Annotated in this window: 16 protein-coding genes; 2 read left to right on the plus strand and 14 right to left on the minus strand. The window is 68.7% G+C overall.

Annotation, left to right across the window (positions count from 1 at the left end):
• The first annotated feature begins 5 nt into the window (after nucleotides 1–5).
• Nucleotides 6–488: a hypothetical protein gene (locus CRP45_RS02555; protein WP_097243609.1), complete on the plus strand. Its 483-nt coding sequence runs from the start codon at nucleotides 6–8 to the stop codon at nucleotides 486–488.
• 117 nt (nucleotides 489–605) lie between these two features.
• Here the strand turns inward: CRP45_RS02555 and CRP45_RS02560 are convergent, their stop codons facing one another.
• Together CRP45_RS02560 and CRP45_RS02565 are read right to left on the minus strand one after the other, a co-directional pair.
• Nucleotides 606–812: a hypothetical protein gene (locus CRP45_RS02560; protein ID WP_067778162.1), complete on the minus strand. Its 207-nt coding sequence runs from the start codon at nucleotides 810–812 to the stop codon at nucleotides 606–608.
• Between the two features lie 68 nt (nucleotides 813–880).
• Nucleotides 881–1,402, minus strand: coding sequence for a MarR family winged helix-turn-helix transcriptional regulator (locus CRP45_RS02565; protein ID WP_097243610.1), 522 nt, complete (start codon nucleotides 1,400–1,402; stop codon nucleotides 881–883).
• Nucleotides 1,403–1,586: 184 nt separating this feature from the next.
• On the opposite strand from CRP45_RS02565, the gene CRP45_RS02570 reads away from it, so the two are divergent.
• The gene (locus tag CRP45_RS02570; RefSeq protein WP_245909989.1) at nucleotides 1,587–3,578 is read left to right on the plus strand and encodes an MMPL family transporter; all 1,992 of its coding nucleotides are present in this window, start codon (nucleotides 1,587–1,589) and stop codon (nucleotides 3,576–3,578) included.
• On the opposite strand, the gene CRP45_RS02575 is transcribed toward CRP45_RS02570, so the two are convergent.
• The 12 genes from CRP45_RS02575 to CRP45_RS02630 form a co-directional block, all read right to left on the minus strand.
• Nucleotides 3,545–5,152: an AMP-binding protein gene (locus CRP45_RS02575; RefSeq protein ID WP_097244515.1), complete on the minus strand. Its 1,608-nt coding sequence runs from the start codon at nucleotides 5,150–5,152 to the stop codon at nucleotides 3,545–3,547. The genes CRP45_RS02570 and CRP45_RS02575 overlap by 34 nt on opposite strands.
• A 124-nt stretch (nucleotides 5,153–5,276) precedes the next feature.
• Complete coding sequence (locus CRP45_RS02580) at nucleotides 5,277–7,628, minus strand: arylsulfatase (protein ID WP_097243611.1); 2,352 nt, start codon at nucleotides 7,626–7,628, stop codon at nucleotides 5,277–5,279.
• A 111-nt stretch (nucleotides 7,629–7,739) separates the two neighbouring features.
• Nucleotides 7,740–8,246 carry a hypothetical protein gene (locus tag CRP45_RS02585; RefSeq protein WP_143861310.1) on the minus strand — a complete coding sequence of 169 codons (507 nt, stop codon included), beginning with the start codon at nucleotides 8,244–8,246 and terminating at the stop codon, nucleotides 7,740–7,742.
• 227 nt (nucleotides 8,247–8,473) lie between these two features.
• A complete protein-coding gene (locus CRP45_RS02590; RefSeq protein WP_097243613.1) occupies nucleotides 8,474–10,894 on the minus strand; it encodes an ATP-binding cassette domain-containing protein in 2,421 nt (806 codons plus the stop codon).
• Nucleotides 10,895–11,125: 231 nt separating this feature from the next.
• Nucleotides 11,126–11,536 carry a VOC family protein gene (locus tag CRP45_RS02595; RefSeq protein WP_097243614.1) on the minus strand — a complete coding sequence of 137 codons (411 nt, stop codon included), beginning with the start codon at nucleotides 11,534–11,536 and terminating at the stop codon, nucleotides 11,126–11,128.
• 5 nt (nucleotides 11,537–11,541) lie between these two features.
• Nucleotides 11,542–11,991 (minus strand): helix-turn-helix transcriptional regulator, encoded by a 450-nt coding sequence (locus CRP45_RS02600; protein ID WP_097243615.1) that lies wholly within the window; start codon nucleotides 11,989–11,991, stop codon nucleotides 11,542–11,544.
• 88 nt (nucleotides 11,992–12,079) lie between these two features.
• Nucleotides 12,080–12,871: an SDR family NAD(P)-dependent oxidoreductase gene (locus tag CRP45_RS02605; protein ID WP_097243616.1), complete on the minus strand. Its 792-nt coding sequence runs from the start codon at nucleotides 12,869–12,871 to the stop codon at nucleotides 12,080–12,082.
• Nucleotides 12,868–13,821, minus strand: a complete 954-nt coding sequence (locus tag CRP45_RS02610) for a diacylglycerol/lipid kinase family protein (protein ID WP_097243617.1) — start codon at nucleotides 13,819–13,821, stop codon at nucleotides 12,868–12,870. The genes CRP45_RS02605 and CRP45_RS02610 overlap by 4 nt, the downstream gene beginning before the upstream one ends.
• Nucleotides 13,806–14,543: an HAD family hydrolase gene (locus CRP45_RS02615; RefSeq protein WP_097243618.1), complete on the minus strand. Its 738-nt coding sequence runs from the start codon at nucleotides 14,541–14,543 to the stop codon at nucleotides 13,806–13,808. Before CRP45_RS02615 ends, CRP45_RS02610 begins: the two co-directional genes overlap by 16 nt.
• Complete coding sequence (locus CRP45_RS02620; RefSeq protein WP_097243619.1) at nucleotides 14,540–15,940, minus strand: nucleotidyltransferase domain-containing protein; 1,401 nt, start codon at nucleotides 15,938–15,940, stop codon at nucleotides 14,540–14,542. Before CRP45_RS02620 ends, CRP45_RS02615 begins: the two co-directional genes overlap by 4 nt.
• Complete coding sequence (locus CRP45_RS02625) at nucleotides 15,937–17,238, minus strand: aminotransferase class I/II-fold pyridoxal phosphate-dependent enzyme (RefSeq protein WP_067778152.1); 1,302 nt, start codon at nucleotides 17,236–17,238, stop codon at nucleotides 15,937–15,939. Before CRP45_RS02625 ends, CRP45_RS02620 begins: the two co-directional genes overlap by 4 nt.
• Nucleotides 17,235–19,970 (minus strand): PEP/pyruvate-binding domain-containing protein, encoded by a 2,736-nt coding sequence (locus tag CRP45_RS02630; protein WP_097243620.1) that lies wholly within the window; start codon nucleotides 19,968–19,970, stop codon nucleotides 17,235–17,237. The genes CRP45_RS02625 and CRP45_RS02630 overlap by 4 nt, the downstream gene beginning before the upstream one ends.
• Between the last annotated feature and the right edge of the window lie 9 nt (nucleotides 19,971–19,979).

Below are 19,979 nucleotides of genomic sequence, written 5' to 3' on the forward strand. Positions count from 1 at the left end.
GGCTAGTGACGAAGGACGTGGTGCGCCGGGCTGCCGGGGTGAGCGCCAAAGTGGGTGTCGTCGGTGCGGCGGTCGGTGCGTTGGTGCTTGGACAGCACACCGTCGCGCACGCCGCGGAGACGACCACATTCCATCTACCGCTGATCAAGTTGTCCCAAACATGGGGTGTGCCATCGATATTCAGCGTCTACCTGACGGCGACCGTCGGCGAGGAGCCCGGAGTCACCACCTTCGGCGTCGCCAACCCGGGACCGTTCAGCGGCGGTACGATTTTCGACTCCCACGCCCGGATCCACTGGTCGAACCTGACGACCGGAGCGGTCGGCGTGGTGGACGTGCCGGATCGGGAAACGGCGCTGCGCCCCTGTGACTGCGCCCCGGCGCCGGTGCGGGTGCGGACCGGCGCGGGCTCGATCGTCGCACTCGCGACCGCCGGTGGCGTCGCCATCAATGTGTCCTCGGGGCTGGGTACTGTCAGGGCTTCTTGAGCGGGTGACCGGACCCCCGCGCGGATCTATGCCGCGCGGGGGTCCGGCGTCACGGGCGATTCGCGTCGAAGAGCGGAGGCGGCAGGTTCAGGTCGGTGCCCACCTGGCGTCGCGTGCTCAGGGCATACGCATGAGCTGTCGGGAGAGACCGAAGAGGCGGCGGGCGAGCCGCACGACGGGAAGGCCGAGCGGAAGGAGGATGATCGTCACGCAGAGCACCGCGCCGAGGAGCCAAACCACGGCGGCGAGAATTCCGACCACCGTGCCGAGCACGCCGGTCAGAAGCCCGACCACTACGTCGAGCAGGCCCTTGAGCAGCCGCATGATGACCTTTCCGACTCCATTCTGCTCCTTCGCGAACAGCGGCGCACCTGCCGATGTTCGCCGGGTGGCTACTCCGAGACCGGCCCACCTTCCGCAAGCGATTCGGCGTGGAATTCGCGCAGCGCGGCTATGACACCAACGAGAACCCGATGGGCCGCCCGCAGGTCGGCATCGGGCAGCTCGGCCAGCGCGGCGCGGGTCCGGGCGCCGAGCGGACCGAAGAAGCCCGCCGCGACCGCCATGCCGTGATCGGTGTAGCGCAGGTGGACTCGACGTCGATCGGCGGCGTCCTGCGTGCGTTCCAGGTGACCCGAGTCGAGCATCCGCTCGACCAGGTAGGTGACGGCGGGCGCGGAGATCCCCATCAACTTGCTCAACTGCCCCGCGGTGATCGGCGTGCCTTCGGCATCGGCCGTCGCGATGTGCATCAAGGCGCGGAAATTGTTGGGGCGCAGGTCGTTCGCCCGCGCAAAGCGGTGACCGATCTGTTCCGAGACGGCCGTGAGCGCGCGCAGGTCCCGAGCGATATCGGTCTCCAGTGCCGTCCGATCGGTGCCCGGGTCCGTCGTGTTCGCGACGCTGTCGCTCACCGGCGCCTCCTGTCTGTCCGGCTCAGAGCTTAGTCACTCGGGTGTGCGCCCGTTGCCGATTATTTAAGTTTCTGAAATAGTTGCCGACGTGAACGGGAACGCGTGGGACCGATTCGCCAGGCTGGTCACCGGGCGACGATCGTGGGTGGTGCTGCTCGTGATCCTCGCGGCGGCACTGGCGATCATGGCGCTGGCGGGCGGCAACGACAGCGCGGGACAGGCGCCCGATTCGCTACCCGCCTCGTCCGAGTCCGCCCGCGCCGCGCTGGCGGCCGAACAGTTCCCGGACGCCGGAAACGCCGCCGCCATCGTGGTCGCGACCCGCGCCGACGACGGCGAGCTGACGCCAGCCGATCTCGCCGCGCTCGATGCGGCACTCGCCCGCGCCGATGCCAAGGCGGGACCGACCGGCGTCGTCGTGGCCCCGGACGGTCGAGCAGCGCTCGGCCCCGTCGTGGTCCCGTCGGATCTCAACGGTTTCGCGCTCACCGACCGGATCGAGGAACTGCGCGACGCGGTCACCGCGGGCGCACCCGAGGGCCTCCGGTTGCAGGTGACGGGCGGACCGGCCTTCGGTGCCGATATCGCCGACTCGTTCTCCGGCGCGAACACCCTGCTGCTCGCCGTGACCGCGATCGTGGTGATGGTGCTGCTGATCGTGACCTACCGCTCGCCGGTGCTGTGGCTGGTACCGCTGACGGTGGTCGGCCTCGCGGACAGGGTCGCCACCAGCGTCGGCACCGCACTCGCCGACCTCACCGGACTAGCCTTCGACGGATCGACCTCCGGCATCACCAGCGTGCTGGTCTTCGGGGCGGGAACCAATTACGCGCTGCTGCTGGTGTCGCGCTACCGCGACGAACTGCACCGGCACACCGACCATCGAGACGCGCTGCGCGCGGCGGTGCGGCGCGCCGGACCCGCCATCGTCGCCAGCAATGTCACCGTTGTCCTCGCCCTGCTGACCCTGCTGCTCGCGCTGTTGCCCAACACCCGCAGCCTCGGCGCGTTCGCGGCGGCGGGCCTGGTGGTCGCGGTGATCTTCGTGCTCACCGCGCTGCCGCCCGCCCTCGCGCTGTGCGGACGAGGGGTGTTCTGGCCGTTCGTGCCTCGGCCGGATGGCCGCGACGCCGCCGAGGGCGGGGCCTGGGCCGCGGTCGCGACGCGCGTCGTACGTCGCCCGGTCGTCGTCGCCTGCGGTGCGTCGGCGGTGCTCGTCGTCTTCGCCGCCGGTCTGGCGACCACCGACATCGGACTCTCGCGCACCGAGCAGTTCCGTGTCCGAGCCGAATCGGTCGACGGTTTGAACGTCCTCGCCGAGCACTTTCCGTCCGGAACGTCGGACCCGGCCGTGGTGATCGCGCGCACCACCGCTTCCGCGCCGATCCAGTCGGCGCTCGACACGGTCTCCGGAGTCTCGCGCGCCACGGTGACCGGAACATCCGAAAGCGGTTGGACCCGTTGGTCGGTGGTGCTGGACGCGGCTCCGGCCTCCGCCGCGGCGTTCACCACCATCGAGAACATCCGGTCGGCGGTGGCGGCGGCGCCCGGCGCGCAGGCCCTGGTCGGCGGGTCCGACGCCGAAGCGCTCGACATCCGCGACGCCGCGCGCCGCGACCAGGCTCTGATCATTCCGCTCATCCTCGCCGTCGTGCTGCTGGTGCTCGTGGTGCTGCTTCGGGCGCTGCCCGCCGCGGTGCTGCTGGTGGGCGTCACGGTGCTCAGCGCGCTCGCCGCGCTCGGAGCCGGCAGCTGGATCAGCGACAACGTGTTCGGTTTCCCTGCGCTGGACACCAACGTCCCGCTGTTCGGCTTCCTGTTCCTGGTGGCGCTCGGCGTGGATTACACGATCTTCCTGGTGACGAGGGCGCGGGAGGAGGCGGACGCGCACGGCACCACGCGGGGGATGGTCCGCGCGGTCGCCTCGACCGGCGCGGTCATCACCAGCGCGGGCGTGGTCCTCGCCGCGGTGTTCTGCGTCCTCGGCGTGCTGCCGCTGATCACCCTGACCCAGTTGGGCATCGTCGTGGGCATCGGCATCCTGCTGGACACCTTCGTGGTGCGGACGCTGGTCGTACCGGCCCTGTTCGCGATGCTGGGCGACAAGGTCTGGTGGCCCGGCGGGCCTGCTGCGCGTGTGCCCTATCCCGCCGCGACCGCGGCGGCCCAGCGGTAGTCGGCCTTGCCCGCGGGCGTGCGCCGAACCTCGTCGACCACGACCATGGATCGCGGTACCTTGTAGCCCGCCAACGTCTTTCGGCAGTGCCGCTGGACGTCCTCCAGGTCGAGCGCCGGTGCGTCCGGATAGGTCGCGACGACCGCGGCGACCTTCTGGCCCATGCGCTCGTCGGGCACCGGCACGACCAGCGCGTCGGCGATCGACGGGTGGTCGTGCAGTGCGGCCTCGACCTCTTCGGCGAAGACCTTCTCGCCGCCGGTGTTGATGCACTGCGAGCCGCGCCCGAGGAACACGATGGTGCCATCCGCCTCGACGCGCCCCATGTCACCGAGTATCGACATCCGCGTGTCGTCGGCGCGGGTGCGGAAGGTGCGGGCGGATTTCTCGTCGTCTTTGTAGTACCCGAGCGGGATGTTGCCGACGCGGGCGATGTATCCGATGCGCTCGCTGCCCGGCGGGATGTCGTTCAGGTCTTCGTCGACGAGGAGCATGGTCGGCGACGGCGGCATGCGGAGGTTGCCGTGCTCGTCGACGGTGAAGGCGCCGTCGTTGCCGGACTCCGAGGCGCCGAAGTTGTCGCGCAGCAGCAGATCCGGCTTGATCGCGAGCATGCGTTCGCGCACGCCGACCGACCAGATCGCGCCGCCCGAGGTGATCGAGAACAGCGAGCTGAAGTCGATCTCGCCGCGGCGTCGCTCCATCTCGTCGACCAGTGGAAGGCCCATTCCGTCTCCGACGATGAGGATCACCTGGAGCTTCTCCCGCTCGATCGCCTCCACCACACGCCGCGAGTCGAAGTCGCGCATGAGGACGACACGCGCTCCGAGGGTGAAGAAGGTGAACAGCGAATACAGCGCGGCGCCGTGCATCAGCGGCGCGGCGATCAGGAAGGTCAGTTCCGGGAATTCCTTGGCGGCCGTGGCGATTTCGGCGAGATCACGGCGGGCGCCGTTGCCGTAGGGGTTGCCGCCAGAGAGCGGCTTGCGGAAGAAGTCGTCGTGCCGCCACATCACCCCCTTCGGATACCCGGTGGTGCCCCCGGTGTAGAGCAGGTACAGCTCGTCTCCGTTGCGCGGCGCGAATTCCACGGCGGGGGAGTATGTTTCGGAATCGGCGAACGGCACAAGGGCGATCGAGCGCGCGTCCGCGGCGGCGCGCAGTTCGTCCTCGATCGCACCGACCACGATCACCGTCCGCACCAGCGGGCACGCCTCGAGGAGTCCGGCCAGCGTTCGCTGGTGTTCGGGCAGCTCAACGATCACCGCCGCGGAGTCCGAATTGGTGAAGATGTACTCGAGTTCGGCGGGTGTGTAGCGGTAGTTGACGTTGATCGGCACCGCGCGAATCTTGATCAGACCGAGGATGGCGGTGACGTGTTCGACGCTGTTCTTCAGGAACAGCGACACGTGTTCGCCCGCGCCGATGCACGCCTCCGCCAACAGTCGCGCCACCTTGTTGGCCTCGGCGTCGAGCCGGGCGTAGGTGCGGTGTTCGCCCTCGTAGGTCAGCGCGACACGGTCCGGGACCGCCGCGGCGACCGTCTCGAAGACATCGGCCAGGTTGAACTGCACATCCCCTCCTCGCAAGACGGCAGGCCGGGCCGCGGAGGTTCGGGATTCGCCTCGCTGGGCGCCGACCGGCACCCAACTGTAGAACATGTTCTAGTTGTGCGGGGAGTATTCGGGGGCTCGACTGTCAGTCCTTGGCGAACGCCGCGGCGAGCTCTCGTTCGACGTCGATGTACGGGGTGCCCGAGGTGTCCACGATCACCTTGGCGACGGTGCCGCCGGTGAACGGATACGGCGCGGTGTAGGCGCTCGACACCGACTGTCCGCCGTTGCGGCCCACGCCGATTCCGCCGCCGGCCAATCCGAAGGTGCCGGGATGGGTACGCATGCCGGATCGGGACGCGACGACCGCGTCGTCGATATACAGCGAGACCTCACCGAGCGGGGTGTGACTGCCGTCGACGGTGCCCGTTCGCTCGTAGCGGACGCCGAACAGGTGGTTGCCCAAGGGCAGGGAGTCCGGCGCGGACACCCACTGCTCGTCCTCGCCCATGAAGTTGTAGAGATAGTGCAAGCGTCCGTCTTTGACGAAGAGTACGTGTCCGCCGTGGCCCGCGCCCTGCTTGAACAGCACGCCCTCGGCGGCGGGGGAGTCGACGGTGACTTCGGCGAGCACCGAATAGGACTGACCGCGGATCTCGACCCCCGCGCCGATGCCGACCTCGGCGGTGCCCGGGTAGTACGTGAAATTCGTCCGGTCGGCCACCAGATAGGGCCGCCAACGGTTCAGCGTCTCCAGGATGTTGAGATCGGCCAGCGGCAGCCCGTTGTACTTGGCGGCCTCGGAGAACCACAACGCCTTCAATTCTTCGAGTTTCTCGGGATTCTCGGCGGCCAAGTCGCGATTCTGGCTGCGGTCCTCCTCGATGTGGTAGAGCTCCCAGCGGTCCTGATCGAAGTGACTCCAGCCGGACGGGGTGGCCGCGTGCACGGTGTTGGCGAACCAGCCGCGGTGCCAGATGCCTCGGGTGCCGAGCATCGTGTAGAACTGCGTGTCCTTGCCGGTCTCGGCGGCCGGATCCTGAAGTACCGCTTTGAAACTCACGCCTTCCAGCGGCCGTTGCGGTATGCCGCGCACGGTGTCGGGCGGGGTGATGCCAAGCAGGTCGTAGACGGTCGGCGTCACGTCGCAGACGTTGACGTAGCTGTCGCATACGGTGCCGCGCGCACGAATTCCGTTGGGCCAGGAGATGATCGCGGGATCGGCGATGCCGCCCTCGTGGGAGGCGTAGCGCTTGTAGAGCTTGTAGGGCGTATTGAACGCCATCGCCCAGCCGATCGGATAGTGGTTGTAGGTCTGCGGGCCGCCGAGCTGGTCGTAGAACCGCATGCTCTCTTCGACGGTGTCGATGTAGCCGTTGAAGAACTTGACCTCGTTGACCGAGCCGTTGGGTCCGCCTTCGCCACTGGCTCCGTTGTCGGAGATGACCACGATGATGGTGTTGTCCAGCTGGCCAGACTCTTCCAGATAGTCGAGTATCCGGCCGATCTGATCGTCGGTGTAGCTCAGGAACCCGGCGAAGACCTCCGCCATTCGGGCGAACAGCCGCTTCTCCTCGGCGTTCAGCGAGTCCCACGGGCGAACGGTGTCCAACAACGGCCACGGCTCGCCGTTGGGTCCTTTGGCGCCGAGATACGGGTTGACCGGCGACATCTCGGTGTCGGGCGGGACGATGCCCATCCGTTTCTGGTTCTCCAGCACGATGTCGCGGTAGGCCTCGTAGCCCATGTCGAAGCGGCCGGCGTAGCGGTCGGCCCACTCGGCGAACACGTGGTGCGGGGCGTGGCCCGCGCCGGGGCAGACGTAGGAGAACCACGGCTTGTCGGGCGCGATGACCTTGGCGTCGCGGATGAATTCGATGGTCTTGTCCGCGATGTCCTTCGACAGGTGGTAGCCCTCCTCCGGCGTGGCCGGTGGGGCGGTGGTGTGGTTGTCGTAGATCAGCTCCGGGTACCACTGGTCGGTCTCGCCGCCCATGAATCCGTAGAAGCGTTCGAAACCCCGGCCGAGCGGCCAATGTCGTTTGGTGGCAGCCAGATTCGACTCCTCGAGCGGCGTCAGGTGCCACTTGCCGACGCAGTAGGTGTTCCAACCACGTTCGGCGAGCACCTCCGACAGCAACGCCGTCTCGAAGGGAATCCGGCCGCTGCAATTGGGGAAGCCGTCGGTGAATTCCTCGATCGTCGCCATGCCGACGGAGGTGGCGTTGCGTCCGGTGAGCAACGACGCGCGCGTCGGCGAGCACAGCGCGGTGGTGTGGAACTGCGACAGCCGCACGCCGCGCTCGGCGATTCGCGTCATGTTCGGCATCTCGACGAGGCCGCCGAAGCAGTCCCAGGTGGCGATGCCGATGTCGTCCCAGACGAGGTAGAGCACATTCGGCGCCCCCTCCGGCGCGGTGGGCGCCGCGAACGGGCCCCAATCCGGTTCGGAGTCGCGGATGTCCAGTGCGATCTTGCCCTTGAAATCGGTCGCCATCGAGCACCCCGATCGTGGTTGGAAGATAGCTGTCGACGCGCTGAGTGGAGGATAACGCGCGATACACTCGGCTCGAGGGGGAAATCATCGCCTCTGCCGAGATATCAGCAACTATTCAGTTACGCGAAGTTCGGACCGGCGGCGCTGCCGCCCGGCGACAATCGCGTATCCGATCACCGCGGCGAGCAGCGCGACGAGCCCCGCGCCCAACGCGGGCATGGCGATGTCCTGGGCCCGGTTCAGGTATTCGGGGGTGTCGCTGTTGTACCCGTCCGCCCCGAGCAGCCGACCGGCCGGTGACTGCCAATCGTCGGCGTCCCCGCCGTCCGACATGAACCAGCAGAAGATGCTCAGACCGAGCATGTACGCCCACAGCAGCCCCGCCACGATCCACTGCTGCGCCTTCGGCGCCGTCGCGAAAGCACTTGTCCGGGAAAGCATTCCGGAGGACATCCAGATCAGCGCGCCGAAGCTCAGCAGCCAGATCGGTGCGCCGAGGTAGAACACGAACGCGAAGATCCAGCCGGGCGTCGCCAGGAACCGCGCCGCCACGTCCAGCGCCGGGATCACCAGCACCGCGGCCCCGGTCACCGCCACGCACACCCTCGTCGCGCTCATGCCCGACCCTCGCTGGCGCTCGGCTCCGGCATGCGCGAGGCGCGCTGGCACATGATTCGCTCACTGCGTTCCCTCATTCCCCGCCCCTTCCGCACGCGTCGCTTCCGGCTCCGAGTGTTCCTCGAACGGGCGATCGACGCATGAGTACTACTACCCACGCGCGCAGAGGTTCCCACCACCGACCGGTGGCTCCCTCGGCGAAACCGCGGGAGCGCCACCGGAAGGGTTCAGCCGCCCACGTACTCGGCGAGGTGCTCGCCCGTGAGGGTGGAGCGCCCGGCGACCAGGTCGGCGGGCGTGCCCTCGAAGACGATCTTGCCGCCGTCGTGGCCCGCGCCGGGACCGAGGTCGATGATCCAGTCGGCGTGCGCCATCACCGCCTGATGGTGCTCGATGACGATGACCGACTTGCCGGAGTCCACCAGCCGGTCCAGCAGGCCGAGCAGCTGTTCCACGTCGGCGAGGTGCAGGCCGGTGGTCGGCTCGTCGAGGACGTAGACGCCGCCCTTGTCGCCCATGTGGGTGGCCAGCTTGAGCCGCTGCCGCTCGCCGCCGGACAGCGTGGTGAGCGGTTGGCCGAGGCCGAGGTATCCGAGCCCGACATCGACGAGCCGGTCCAGGATGGCGTGCGCGGCCGGAATCCGCGCCTCGCCCGAGCCGAAGAAGTCCTCGGCCTCGGTCACCGACATCGCGAGCACCTCGCTGATGTCGCGGCCGCCGAGCTTGTACTCCAGCACCGCGGGCTGGAACCGCTTGCCTTCGCAGTCCTCACAGGGGGATTCGACACCGGCCATCATCCCCAGATCGGTGTAGATGACACCGGCGCCGTTGCAGGTGGGACACGCACCTTCGGAGTTGGCGCTGAACAACGCGGGCTTCACACCGTTGGCCTTGGCGAACGCCTTGCGGATCGGCTCGAGCAGCCCGGTGTAGGTCGCCGGATTGCTGCGCCGCGAGCCGCGGATCGGCGCCTGGTCGACCGCGACCACGCCCTCCGAGGCGGGGATCGAACCGTGGATCAGCGAGCTCTTGCCGGAGCCCGCGACGCCGGTGACGACGACGAGCACGCCGAGCGGGATGTCGACGTCGACGTCGCGCAGATTGTTGGCCGACGCGCCGCGGATCGCCAGCTTGCCGGTGGGCGTGCGCACCGCGGGCTTGAGCGAGGCGCGGTCGTCGAGATGACGGCCGGTGACGGTGTCGCTGGCCCGCAGACCCTCGAGGGTGCCTTCGTAGCAGATGGTGCCGCCCGCCGAACCCGCGCCCGGCCCGAGGTCCACGACGTGGTCGGCGATCGCGATCGCCTCCGGCTTGTGCTCGACCACGAGGACCGTGTTGCCCTTGTCGCGAAGCCGCAGCAACAGGTTGTTCATCCGCTGGATGTCGTGCGGGTGCAGGCCGATGGTCGGCTCGTCGAAGACATAGGTGACGTCGGTGAGCGACGAGCCGAGGTGACGGATCATCTTGACCCGCTGCGCCTCACCGCCCGACAGGGTGCCCGCGGGCCGCTCGAGCGAGAGGTAGCCGAGGCCGATCTCCACGAACGAGTCCAGCGTGTGCCCGAGCGCTTCGAGCAGCGGCCCCACCGACGGCTCGTCCAAGCCGCGGACCCATTCGGCGAGGTCGCGAATCTCCATCGCGCAGGCGTCGGCGATGTTGATGCCCTTGATCCGTGAGGAGCGCGCCCCTTCGGCCAGCCGGGTGCCGTCGCATTCGGGGCAGGTGGTGAAGGTGACCGCCCGCTCGACGAACGCGCGAATGTGCGGCTGCATCGACTCGGGATCCTTGGACAGGAACGACTTCTGCACCTTGGGAATCAGTCCCTCGTAGGTGAGGTTGACGCCGTCGACCTTCACCTTGACCGGCTCCTTGTACAGGAAGTCGCGCATCTCCTTCTTGGTGTACTTGCGGATCGGCTTGTTCGGGTCGACGAAGCCCGACTCGGCGTAGACCCGCACCGTCCAGAAACTGTCGGACTTCCAGCCGGGAATGGTGAACGCGCCCTCGGCGAGCGACTTGGAGTCGTCGTAGAGCTGGGTGAGGTCGATATCGGAGACCGTGCCGCGGCCTTCGCAGCGGGTGCACATACCGCCGGTGCGAGAGAAGGTCGCTTTGACGGCCTTGGTCTTGCCCTCGCCGCGTTCGACCGTGATCGCACCGGCCGCCTTGACCGAGGCGGTATTGAAGGAGAACGCGCTGGGCGGGCCGATGTGCGGATCGCCCAGCCTGCTGAACAGGATGCGCAGCATCGCGTTGGCGTCGGTGGCGGTGCCGACCGTGGAGCGGGGATCGCCGCCCATCCGCTGTTGGTCGACGGTGATCGCGGTGGTCAGGCCGTCGAGCACGTCGACCTCGGGCCGCGCCAGGGTCGGCATGAAGCCCTGCACGAAGGCGCTGTATGTCTCGTTGATCAGCCGCTGCGACTCGGCGGCGATCGTGCCGAACACCAGCGAGCTCTTACCGGAGCCGGAGACGCCGGTGAACACCGTGAGCCTGCGCTTGGGGATCTCGATGCTGACGTCCCGGAGGTTGTTCACCCGCGCGCCGTGCACACGGATCAGATCGTGGCTGTCGGCAGCGTGCCGCGCGGGCGATGTGTCGCCCGTCTTCGTGGCCTTTCCGGTGTTCTTCCTCGTGGCCGTCGCCATCGTGTCTCCCTATGGTTCGCGAACCGGTTTCGCCGTCTCCGCCGAAGTGGCCTGGCTCGATCCAACCAGCTTCGAGTCTTGTGTCGTGTCTCTTTCATAGCCGCCCGGCCGAGGCGTCGGAAGGTGAGGCCCTGCTCTGCACGGTGGCCGCCGAGCGGCGGCCACCGTCTGCGGACGGGGACGTCTTCACGATGCGGTTCGGACGGCTCGTGGCGCCGGTCGGCGGGCTGGTCAGCTCACCTGCTGGATGCGGACCATGTTGCCAGCGGGATCGCGGAAGGCGCAGTCGCGGACGCCGTACGGCTGGTCGGTCGGCTCCTGGACGACTTCGGCGTCACCGGCCTGGATCCGATCGAAGACGCCGTCGACATCCTTGGACGCCAGCAGCACGCTGGCGTAGGTGCCCTTGGCCATCATCTCCTCGATGGTGCGGCGTTCCTCGTCGGTGATGCCGGGGGAGGCCTGCGGCGGATAGAGGACGATCGACGTGCCTGGCTGGTCGGCGGGGCCGACGGTGATCCAGCGCATCCCGTTGTATCCGACGTCGTTGCGGACCTCGAAGCCGAGCGTGTCTCGGTAGAAGGCCAGCGCCGCGTCCGGGTCGTTCTGCGGAAGGAAGCTCGCGAGAATGTTGATATCCATGCTGATCAGGCTAATTGCGCCGGACCGGCCGACGCTTCTCTATTCCTGATCGGTCTGGTCACCTGTTTCGCCACGCACGACGGCATGCCCTCGGTCGCGTCCGCCGCCTCGCGCCGGTAGACGCTGGGCGGCATGCCGACCAACTCGGTGAACCGGGTGCTGAAGGTGCCCAGCGACGAGCAGCCGACCGCGAAGCAGACCTCGGTGACGCTGAGATCGCCGCGCCGCAGCAGCGCCATCGCGCGCTCGATGCGCCGCGTCATCAGGTAGGAGTACGGCGACTCGCCGTAGGCGAGCTTGAACTGGCGGCTCAGGTGTCCCGCCGACATGTGCGCGTCACGGGCGAGCTTCTCGACGTCCAGCGGTTTGGCGTACTCGCGGTCGATACGATCGCGGACGCGGCGCAACCGCGCGAGGTCGCGCAGGTGCGGCTCCGAGGACGAATTGCTGCTCACCTCCGCGATCGTCCCACGTCACCGCGGATCGCGCACGACCGGCGGCGTCCGAACCGAGCCCGCGCGTACGCGCACAACCTGAGCAGGTTCACCTGCCCGCGCGGAGCCCGTAATAGTCGAGGACCAATCGCTCGTACAAGCGGCCGGGAACGAGGCGGCGGGTCCAGAAGGACAGTCGAACGTCATTGCCGCACAGATAGGTCTGGCGCGGTCGCGAGGTCTCCAGGATGTGCTGCACCTTTCGGGCGACCGCGGCGGCCGGTTGGCCGTCGGCCAGGTACCCGCTGACCCGTTCGAGCACCGCCTGCCGATCGGCGTCGTACTCCGGCAGCGGCGCGGACACGCGCGTCGCCGACTCGATGATCGGAGTCACCGTCCACCCCGGCGCGAGCACCGATACCGCGATGCCGAACCCGGCCGCCTCCATCCGCATCGCCTCGCCGATCCGCTCCACCGCCGCCTTCGTGGCCGAGTACCAGCCGCCGTAGGGCTCGGCGATGGCGCCCGCGCCGGAGCTGACCACGATCACCCGTCCGCCGCCCTGTGCGCGCATGATCGGCAGGACCGCGCGCACCACCCGGTGGGTGCCGAGGACGTTGGTGTCGAACAGCGCGGCGGCCTCCTCCGGCTCGGTCTCCTCGACCGAGCCGACCACGCCGTAGGCGGCGAAGGTGACCACGGCGTCGATGCGACCGTGCCGCGCCACCACCTCCTTCACCCACGCGCACACCTCATCGGCGTCGCGGACGTCCACTGTCGCGTGGGTGGGACCCGCGACGAGATCGGACCCTTCCACGATGTACCCCGCGCGCGCCAAGTGCTGCACCGTCGCAGCGCCCATGCCGTTGGCCGCGCCGGTGATCAGTACGACTTTGCTCATGCCGCACACACCTTCAGCACTCGCGGCAGCACTTCCAGGCGCGCGGATTCGACCACGGTGATCTCGCCGTCCAACTCCAGCGGGACGGGCCGTTCGGGCCGCAGCTCCACGGTGGTGTCGCGACGACAGATCGCCAGCGGCGATCCGGTGAACGCGCCGCGGTACAGCCCGGCGATCAGGCCGAGGACGCGCAGTCGTCCCGCGGCAGCCCAGATGTTCACGTCGAACCGGCCGTCGGTCCGGGTGACGGGGGTGTCGTAGTACATGCCGCCCGCGAAGTGCACGCTCTTGAGCACCCCGATATTGGTGATCGGCGCCGTGTGCGACCAGTCGGTGCCGCGCACCTCGAGGCGCAGCGGGCGGTGGGTGGCGATATTGCGCAGCGCGGTGGCGACGATGGCGGCCTCCACGTTGCGCGACTTCAGCCAGGCCAGCGCGCCGGTCGCGTTGTTGAACGAATCATTGCCCGCCGCGACGAGTCCCATGCTCGCGTTGAGCAGGAAGTAGCGCACCGCGCGGGTGCCGTCGGGCAGCAGCATCGTCGCCTTGCCGACGTCGACAGCCTCCGCCCGCGCCGCGTCGACCCGCACCGCGACGCCCGCGAGGGTGGCCGAGGGCGGGACCGGCTTGTGGAAGTCGTTGGAGCTGCCGAGTCCGATGGCGCCGAGCGCGATCTCCTCCGCGCCGGGGCGCGGCCGATCGGTGTCCGTATCCATGATCGCGTTGAGCACCAGGTTCACCATGCCGTCGCCGCCCGCCGCGACGATCGCCTCCGGTGTTGTGCCGTCCGATCTTTCGAGATGGGCTTGCACCAGCTTCACGGCTTGGTCGGCGTCGGCGGGCAGTTCGACGGACATGTCCGGATGACGTTCCCGCAGCACACGTTCCACCGGCTGCCAGCGACGCAGGGCGGTACCCGCGTTGGATTGCGGATTCAAGATGACGAGCATGACTTCTCCTCGTTGCCCAGCCACACGCGCAGCCGGGTCCAATCTCCCGTGGTGACCAGACCGGTTCGCGAACACTCCTGCGGCACAGCGGTTTCCGCGACGCCGAGCAGGAAGACCGGTATGCCGATCCGGGCGGCGGGCGCGTCGTTGGCGGCGTCGTTGCCGATCATCCCGCAGTCCCGCGCCGCGAGGCCGAGCCTGTCGAGCAATTCGCGATAGAACTCCACGCGCGGCTTCGACCGCCGCATGGTCTCCCCGCTGGTAATGAACTCGAAGACGCCGGGATCGTGGCCGCCCCAGCGCAATCGGGTGGTCGCGGTGCTCAGCGGCCAGAGCGGATTGGTGGCGACGATCTGCGGGACGCCCGCGTCGTGCAGATCGCGCACCGTCGACACGGCCTCGGGCAGCGCCGGGAAACAGCGCCGCAGCCGGACGAAATCGTGTTCGGCCAGCCGCCGTAGTCGCTCGTCCACCCGCTCGCGTCCGATATCCAGACGATCCGCGAGCAGGTCGACCATGAATTCGGTATTGGTGCGGTCGGTTTCGTTGCGGCGCACCTCAGGGAGGACCCCGGCGAGCACCCGGAGGAACCGGTGCGGCGGCGTCAGGTCGCGAAAGGCCAGCGCCGCCGTGAGCGGCATCAAGGTCTTGAAGCCGCGCTTGCGCAGGCCTACCAGAGTGCCGTCCAGGTCCCACAGCACGGTGCGGTGCGCCGCGGTCATTCCTGACTGTCCAGCACGGCTTGCAGGTCGGCGCGGGTCAGCCCGAGCTCCGCCGCGTACTCGTCGATCCCGGGCCGGGCGGTGGCCGCCCGCACACCAGCGCGCTGCGCCAGCTCGGCGCCGTAGGCCGCGCCGAGGTCGACGACGGTCTTGGCCAGCGCCGCGGGGAACAGCCAGCGGCCAAGATCGCGCTGGAACACCCGGGTCAACCGGTAGGGGGCGGACACCCGCGCGCCGAGCGCCGCGAGCGCCTTCGGCTCGCGCAGCGAACTCATCCGCTCCGCCTCGGCGGCGGGCACCAGCAGCAGATCCGACCACAGCCGCCCGAAGCTGGCGCGCTTCTCGTGCGCCTGCGCCGTCATGTTGAACTCGGTGTAGGCCTTCTCGATGCGCGAGGTGTGGGTGGAGCGGCTGCGCAGCAGCGCGTGGATGTCGGCGGTCTTGCGGGCCGTGTCGTAGCGGGTGAAGCGGTTGATCCGCGGCCGCACCCGGTCGACGAGGTCGGCGAACGCCGGGTTCGGCACCAGCCGGTGGCTCAGGGAAAGCGCGTGGTACATCAGGCTTTCGGTGCCCGCCTTCGCGATCTCGCCCGCGAGCAGGTCGTAGTCGAGGTCGGTGGCGTAGCGGGCGAGGTTCCACAGATCGCCGAGTTCGCGCACGCCGGTCTTGTAGTACGGCAGGTGCACGCCGAGGTGGTGCAGGTTGTCCTCGTGCGCCATGGCCCATGCGGGCACACCGTAGAAGTCGATGCGGCGCACCCGGTTCCAGATGGCGCCGTAGTCGATGGTGTACGGAGCCAGCGGCGTGATCAGTCCCCAGTGCGTGCCGACCACCAACGCGCCGTCGCGCGAGACGAAGGAGGGCAGATGGTGCGAGCGCTCGGACCGCACCTTCGGCGCCTTGCCGAGCAGCTCCGAGGTCGCGAAAAGGCCCAGCTCCCGGTAGATCTCGATGGCGGTGTCGACCTGATCCAGCTCGATCAGGATGTCCAGATCGTTCATCCGCTTGTAGCGCGGGTCGCCGTAGATCTCGGTGGAGAACAGCATCCCCTTGAGCACCACGCAGCGCACGCCGCGTTCGTCGAAGCGGCGCAACAACTCCAGCGCCCCGGCCAGCCTGCGTTCGTTGACCGCGGCGATGTGGTCGGTGACGGCGGCGAACTCGGCGCGGACCGCGTCCGGTACGAGCTCGTAGAGTCCCTCGGCCGCCAGCCTGCGCTGCACCAGCGGCACCGTCGCGTTCAGCTTCGCCAGCGCGAAGAACTCGGCCCAATCGATGACATCGTGGGCCAGCTTGGCCAATTCGGCGCGCTCGTCTGCGCTGGGCGCGGCCAGTGCCGCGTGCACCAGCAGCCGTTCGACGGCGGTGCCGCCCGCGGCGATCGCGGTTCCGGTCATGCCGCACCCTCCTGTTCTGGATGAAAACCGAAGCTTCTCGCGACGGTCGAAATCTGTTCGAGCGCGAAGTCGAGCTGATCGCGGGTCAGGGTGGCCATCATCGACACCCGCAAACGCTGCTGTTCCCGTGGCACCGCGGGGAACTCGACGCCGTTGACGAATACGCCCGCCCGGTGCAGTGCCGCGACCACCTCGGCGACGGCCAGACGCTGCGGCACCAGAATCGGGATGATCGCCGTCTGCGGATCCACCGCGAAACCCATCCGGCGCAGCTCCCGCGCGAAATAGGCGGTGTTGTCGTGCAATTGGGCGACCCGCTCGGGATGGGCGTCGATGAAATCGATCGAGGCGAGCACCGCCGCGACCACCGCGGGCGACAGCGACGCCGAGAACATGTACGAGCGCGCGAAGAAGCGCAGCGTGTCGACCAGGTCCTTGGACCCTGCGACGAAACCGCCGGTGGTGGCGAACACCTTCGAGAAGGTGCCCATGTACAGCTCCACCGACCCGTCACCGAGACCGAAATGCTCGGCGGTGCCGTGGCCTTTCGCGCCGAGCACGCCGGTGCCGTGCGCGTCGTCGATGGCAAGCCACGCGCCGAACGAATCGCACAGCGCGCGGATCTCCGGCAGCGGCGCGATATCGCCGTCCATCGAGTAGACGCCCTCGACCGCGACCACGATGTTCGCGCCCGGATTGCGCCAGCGCACCTGCATCAGGCGGTGCCGCAGGTGGCGCAGATCGTTGTGCTGGAAGGCCATCGACCGGACGCGACCGAGCTGGATGCCGTCGTAGAGGCTGGCGTGGCTCTGCTCGTCGTAGAGCAGGGTGTCGCCGTTGCGCAGCAGACCGGTCACCCAGCCGACGTTCGCCGCGTAGCCGGAGGAGAACACCATCGCCGATTCGCAGCCCTTGGTCTCCGCGAGGCGCTCCTCCAGTCGCCGGTGCAGCGAGGTGGTGCCGTTGAGCAACGGCGGTCCGCCGCAGCCGACGCCGAACTCCCTGGTCGCGGCGACTGCGGCCTCGATGATCTCCGGCTCGCTGCCGAGCCCGAGATAGTTGTTGGAACCGAGCATGATCAGCTCGCGAGTCTCGCCGCCGTCCGGGTCGCGCACCTGGACGACCGGTCCGGCCGGGCCGGTGATCTCGCGCAACACGAAACCGCTGCCCCTGGCGTTCGTGACGTACGGCCGGAATTCCTCGAAGCGCTGTTCGAAGGTGTGCGCCGCCGGGTCGAGATAGTGTTCGAGACTGAAGTTCTCGCCGTGACCGGCGGTCGTAGCTGGTGATGCACTCATTGTTCGTCCTCGCGCACGATCGTTGCGGTGCCCGCGCGTCCGTCGAGCACCAAGCGGTCTCCGGTCGCGACGAGGCGGGTGACGCCGGGAACGCCGACGACGGTGGGGATGCCGAGTTCGCGGCCGATGATGGCGGTGTGCGAGAGCACGCTGCCCTTCTCGCTCACCAGGCCGCCCGCGGCGACCATCAGGAAGACCCAGCCGGGGTCGGTGGTCGAGGCGACCAGGATCTGCCCGTCGATCTCGACCTCGGGATCCGGGGTGCCGAGCACCAGCGCGGGCGCCTCGACACGCCCTGGCGCGCAACCGATGCCGCGCAGCACGGTCTGCGCCGTCGCGTCGACTGCCGAATTCGCGGCGTCGAAGGCGGGGTCGTCGATGCTCGCCGCGGCGATGCCGGTGGTGACGATCCGGGTGGGGAGTTCGGTGTCGCGCCACCGCTCGTGGTCGCGTTTGCGGGTGGCGACGGTGCGGGCGGCGTCGGTGTCGACGGCGGTCCCGCGGGTCAGCGCCGCGATCTCCTCGTAGGTGAGCCAGAAGATGTCGCGCGGATCGTCGAGCAGCCCCGCGCCGTGCATCTGCTTGCCGAACTCCCGGAACACCCGCTTGACAAGGCCGAAGGAACGGCTGCGGCCCAATCGCATGTTCTCGCGCTGCTTCACGTGCTCGCGGGCGCGGCCGAGCGCGAGGCGGAAGGCGAGGCGCCGGGCGAAGCTGTCGCGGAAAAGCGCGGCCGCGGTCCGCTCGGCTTCGCGGCGGATCGCCTTCTCCCGCGCCGCCATCTCGTCGATGTTCTGTCCGCCGCGCAGGTAGTTGCGCAGCATCGGCACCAGACGTTCGGGATGCTCGCCGAGCGGATCGGTTTCGAGCTTGAGCTCGTCGACGGTGCGATCGCCGAACAGCGCGATATGACGCAGGCAGGCCGCACGGAAGGCCGCGAATTCGGGCTGCGCCAACGTCTTCCACACCGTGGCGGCGTCCAGCGGGCCGGTGAACAGTGCGCGTAGTGCCGAATCGTCGCGGATCGTCGCGGTCAACGCGAGCGCCGAACGCACCGGGTCGACGCTGTCGACGCCCTCCTCGCCGCAGAACAATTCGTTGCGCAGCGTGATCGCCTCGGTCTCGTCGAGCCCCTGCCGTTCGAGCAGCAGTCCGACGACGTGGAACAGCTGCTGGGCGAGGAAGTCGTTGAAGATCTGCACCGAGTACGCGGGCACCAGTTCGCCGAGACAGCGCTCCATCCACTGCAACAGCGCCTCCGGATCGCGTTCCCGCTCCGGCGTTTCGGGGTCGAGGCGGCGGTCGAGGTCGGCGGTGAAGGCGGCCAGCTCGGTGAAGAACGCCCGCAGCCTGCGCGGCAGCCGCAGCCAGCCCGCGCCGATGATCGCGAAGACCCGCACCCGCAGCGCGTACATCCGCAGCCTCGCCAGACCGCGTTTCGGTGTGGCGGGGCGTTGGTAGCGGTTCTCGATGTTGAGGGCGGCTTCCCACCCCTCGATCGCGAACTCCATGCCGGGAATCTGCAGGAACAGCCGGTACCAGTTGCTGATGTTGTAGTAGATCCGTCCGTGCGCGGTGCCGACCAGGTACGGGTACAGGCTTGCCGCATTGCGATCCACGATCGCGCCGGTCGCGCCGAAATCCCGGTGGCAGGCACGGAAGACCTGCTCGTAGGCCGCGCGCAGGATCGAGAACGTCAGCGGGCTGGAAAGTCCCGGATAGGACTCGGCGACATTGACATTGTCGAAGATGGTCTCGCGCGCGCCCGTCGCGGTGACCGGGCGGGCCTGCAACAAGAACAGCGTGCCGTCCGCGTCGTAGGCCCACTCGACATCCTGGGGCGCGCCGAAGGCGTCGGCGAGCGCGGCGGCGGTCCGGGTGAGCTGGAGAATTCGTTCGTCGGTGAGCGCGGGATCGGCGCTGCCGCCCGCGATTTCCGCCACGGCGGTGCCGGAACCCGCGTCGGCGACGACTCGGCTCCGCTTGTCGACGACGTTGCGGGACACGATCGAGCCCGAGGCGTTGTCGACGAAGTAGGTGTCGCACTCCACCGTGCCCGCCACCACGCCTTCGCCGAGCCCCAGCGCCGCCGACACCACCGATTCGGCCGGGTCACCGGTCTGCGGATTGCAGCTGAAGACCACGCCGGAGACCACGCTCTCGACGAGCACCTGGACCAAGACCGCGCACTCGACGCCACTGTTGTCGAGGCCGCGATGTGCCCGATAGAACAGCGAACGCTCCGAGTAGGCCGAAGCCAGCACTTCCAGCAGGGCGTGGGCAACCCCGGCCGGTGCCACGTTCAGGATGGTATCGAGCTGTCCCGCAAAGGAATCCGTAGCGGAGTCCTCGCCGCTGACCGAGGAACGGACAGCGAGCCGCACGTCGGACCACTCCGCGACCGCGGCGTCGAGCTCAGCCGCCACCTGGGCGGGCAGCGCGAGGCCGAGGATCAAGCCGCGGATCGCCGCCGACACCGACCGCAGCGACGCGGGGTCGGTGTGGTCGAGGGTCCCCAACAGCTGGGCGATGCCCTCGGTGACGGGCGCGAGGATCTCCGCGCACGCCTCGGTGGTCACCACCGCGAACGGCGGCACCCGATGACCGGCCGCGAGCAGGCGGCCGAGATTCGCGGCCTTGGCCCCGAAACGCGCGGTGTGCTCCGGCGCCGCGTCCGGCCGTGCGGCCAGCGTCGCGGCGGGCACCACCGCGCCGGTGTTCGTCGGTTTCATAGATCTGTG

Origin of the sequence: Nocardia amikacinitolerans (genome assembly GCF_900215415.1) — a bacterium.
GTDB classification, from domain to species: Bacteria; Actinomycetota; Actinomycetes; order Mycobacteriales; family Mycobacteriaceae; genus Nocardia; species Nocardia amikacinitolerans.

Bases quoted from the DNA above. Each gene is read 5' to 3' on its own strand.
- CRP45_RS02560 (WP_067778162.1), bottom strand. From the start codon at position 812: ATGCGGCTGCTCAAGGGCCTGCTCGACGTAGTGGTCGGGCTTCTGACC.
- CRP45_RS02590 (WP_097243613.1), bottom strand. From the start codon at position 10,894: ATGGCGACGGCCACGAGGAAGAACACCGGAAAGGCCACGAAGACGGGC.
- CRP45_RS02585 (WP_143861310.1), bottom strand. From the start codon at position 8,246: ATGAGCGCGACGAGGGTGTGCGTGGCGGTGACCGGGGCCGCGGTGCTG.
- CRP45_RS02580 (WP_097243611.1), bottom strand. From the start codon at position 7,628: ATGGCGACCGATTTCAAGGGCAAGATCGCACTGGACATCCGCGACTCC.
- CRP45_RS02605 (WP_097243616.1), bottom strand. From the start codon at position 12,871: ATGAGCAAAGTCGTACTGATCACCGGCGCGGCCAACGGCATGGGCGCT.
- CRP45_RS02570 (WP_245909989.1), top strand. From the start codon at position 1,587: ATGGCGCTGGCGGGCGGCAACGACAGCGCGGGACAGGCGCCCGATTCG.
- CRP45_RS02610 (WP_097243617.1), bottom strand. From the start codon at position 13,821: ATGCTCGTCATCTTGAATCCGCAATCCAACGCGGGTACCGCCCTGCGT.
- CRP45_RS02595 (WP_097243614.1), bottom strand. From the start codon at position 11,536: ATGGATATCAACATTCTCGCGAGCTTCCTTCCGCAGAACGACCCGGAC.
- CRP45_RS02630 (WP_097243620.1), bottom strand. From the start codon at position 19,970: ATGAAACCGACGAACACCGGCGCGGTGGTGCCCGCCGCGACGCTGGCC.
- CRP45_RS02615 (WP_097243618.1), bottom strand. From the start codon at position 14,543: ATGACCGCGGCGCACCGCACCGTGCTGTGGGACCTGGACGGCACTCTG.
- CRP45_RS02620 (WP_097243619.1), bottom strand. From the start codon at position 15,940: ATGACCGGAACCGCGATCGCCGCGGGCGGCACCGCCGTCGAACGGCTG.
- CRP45_RS02625 (WP_067778152.1), bottom strand. From the start codon at position 17,238: ATGAGTGCATCACCAGCTACGACCGCCGGTCACGGCGAGAACTTCAGT.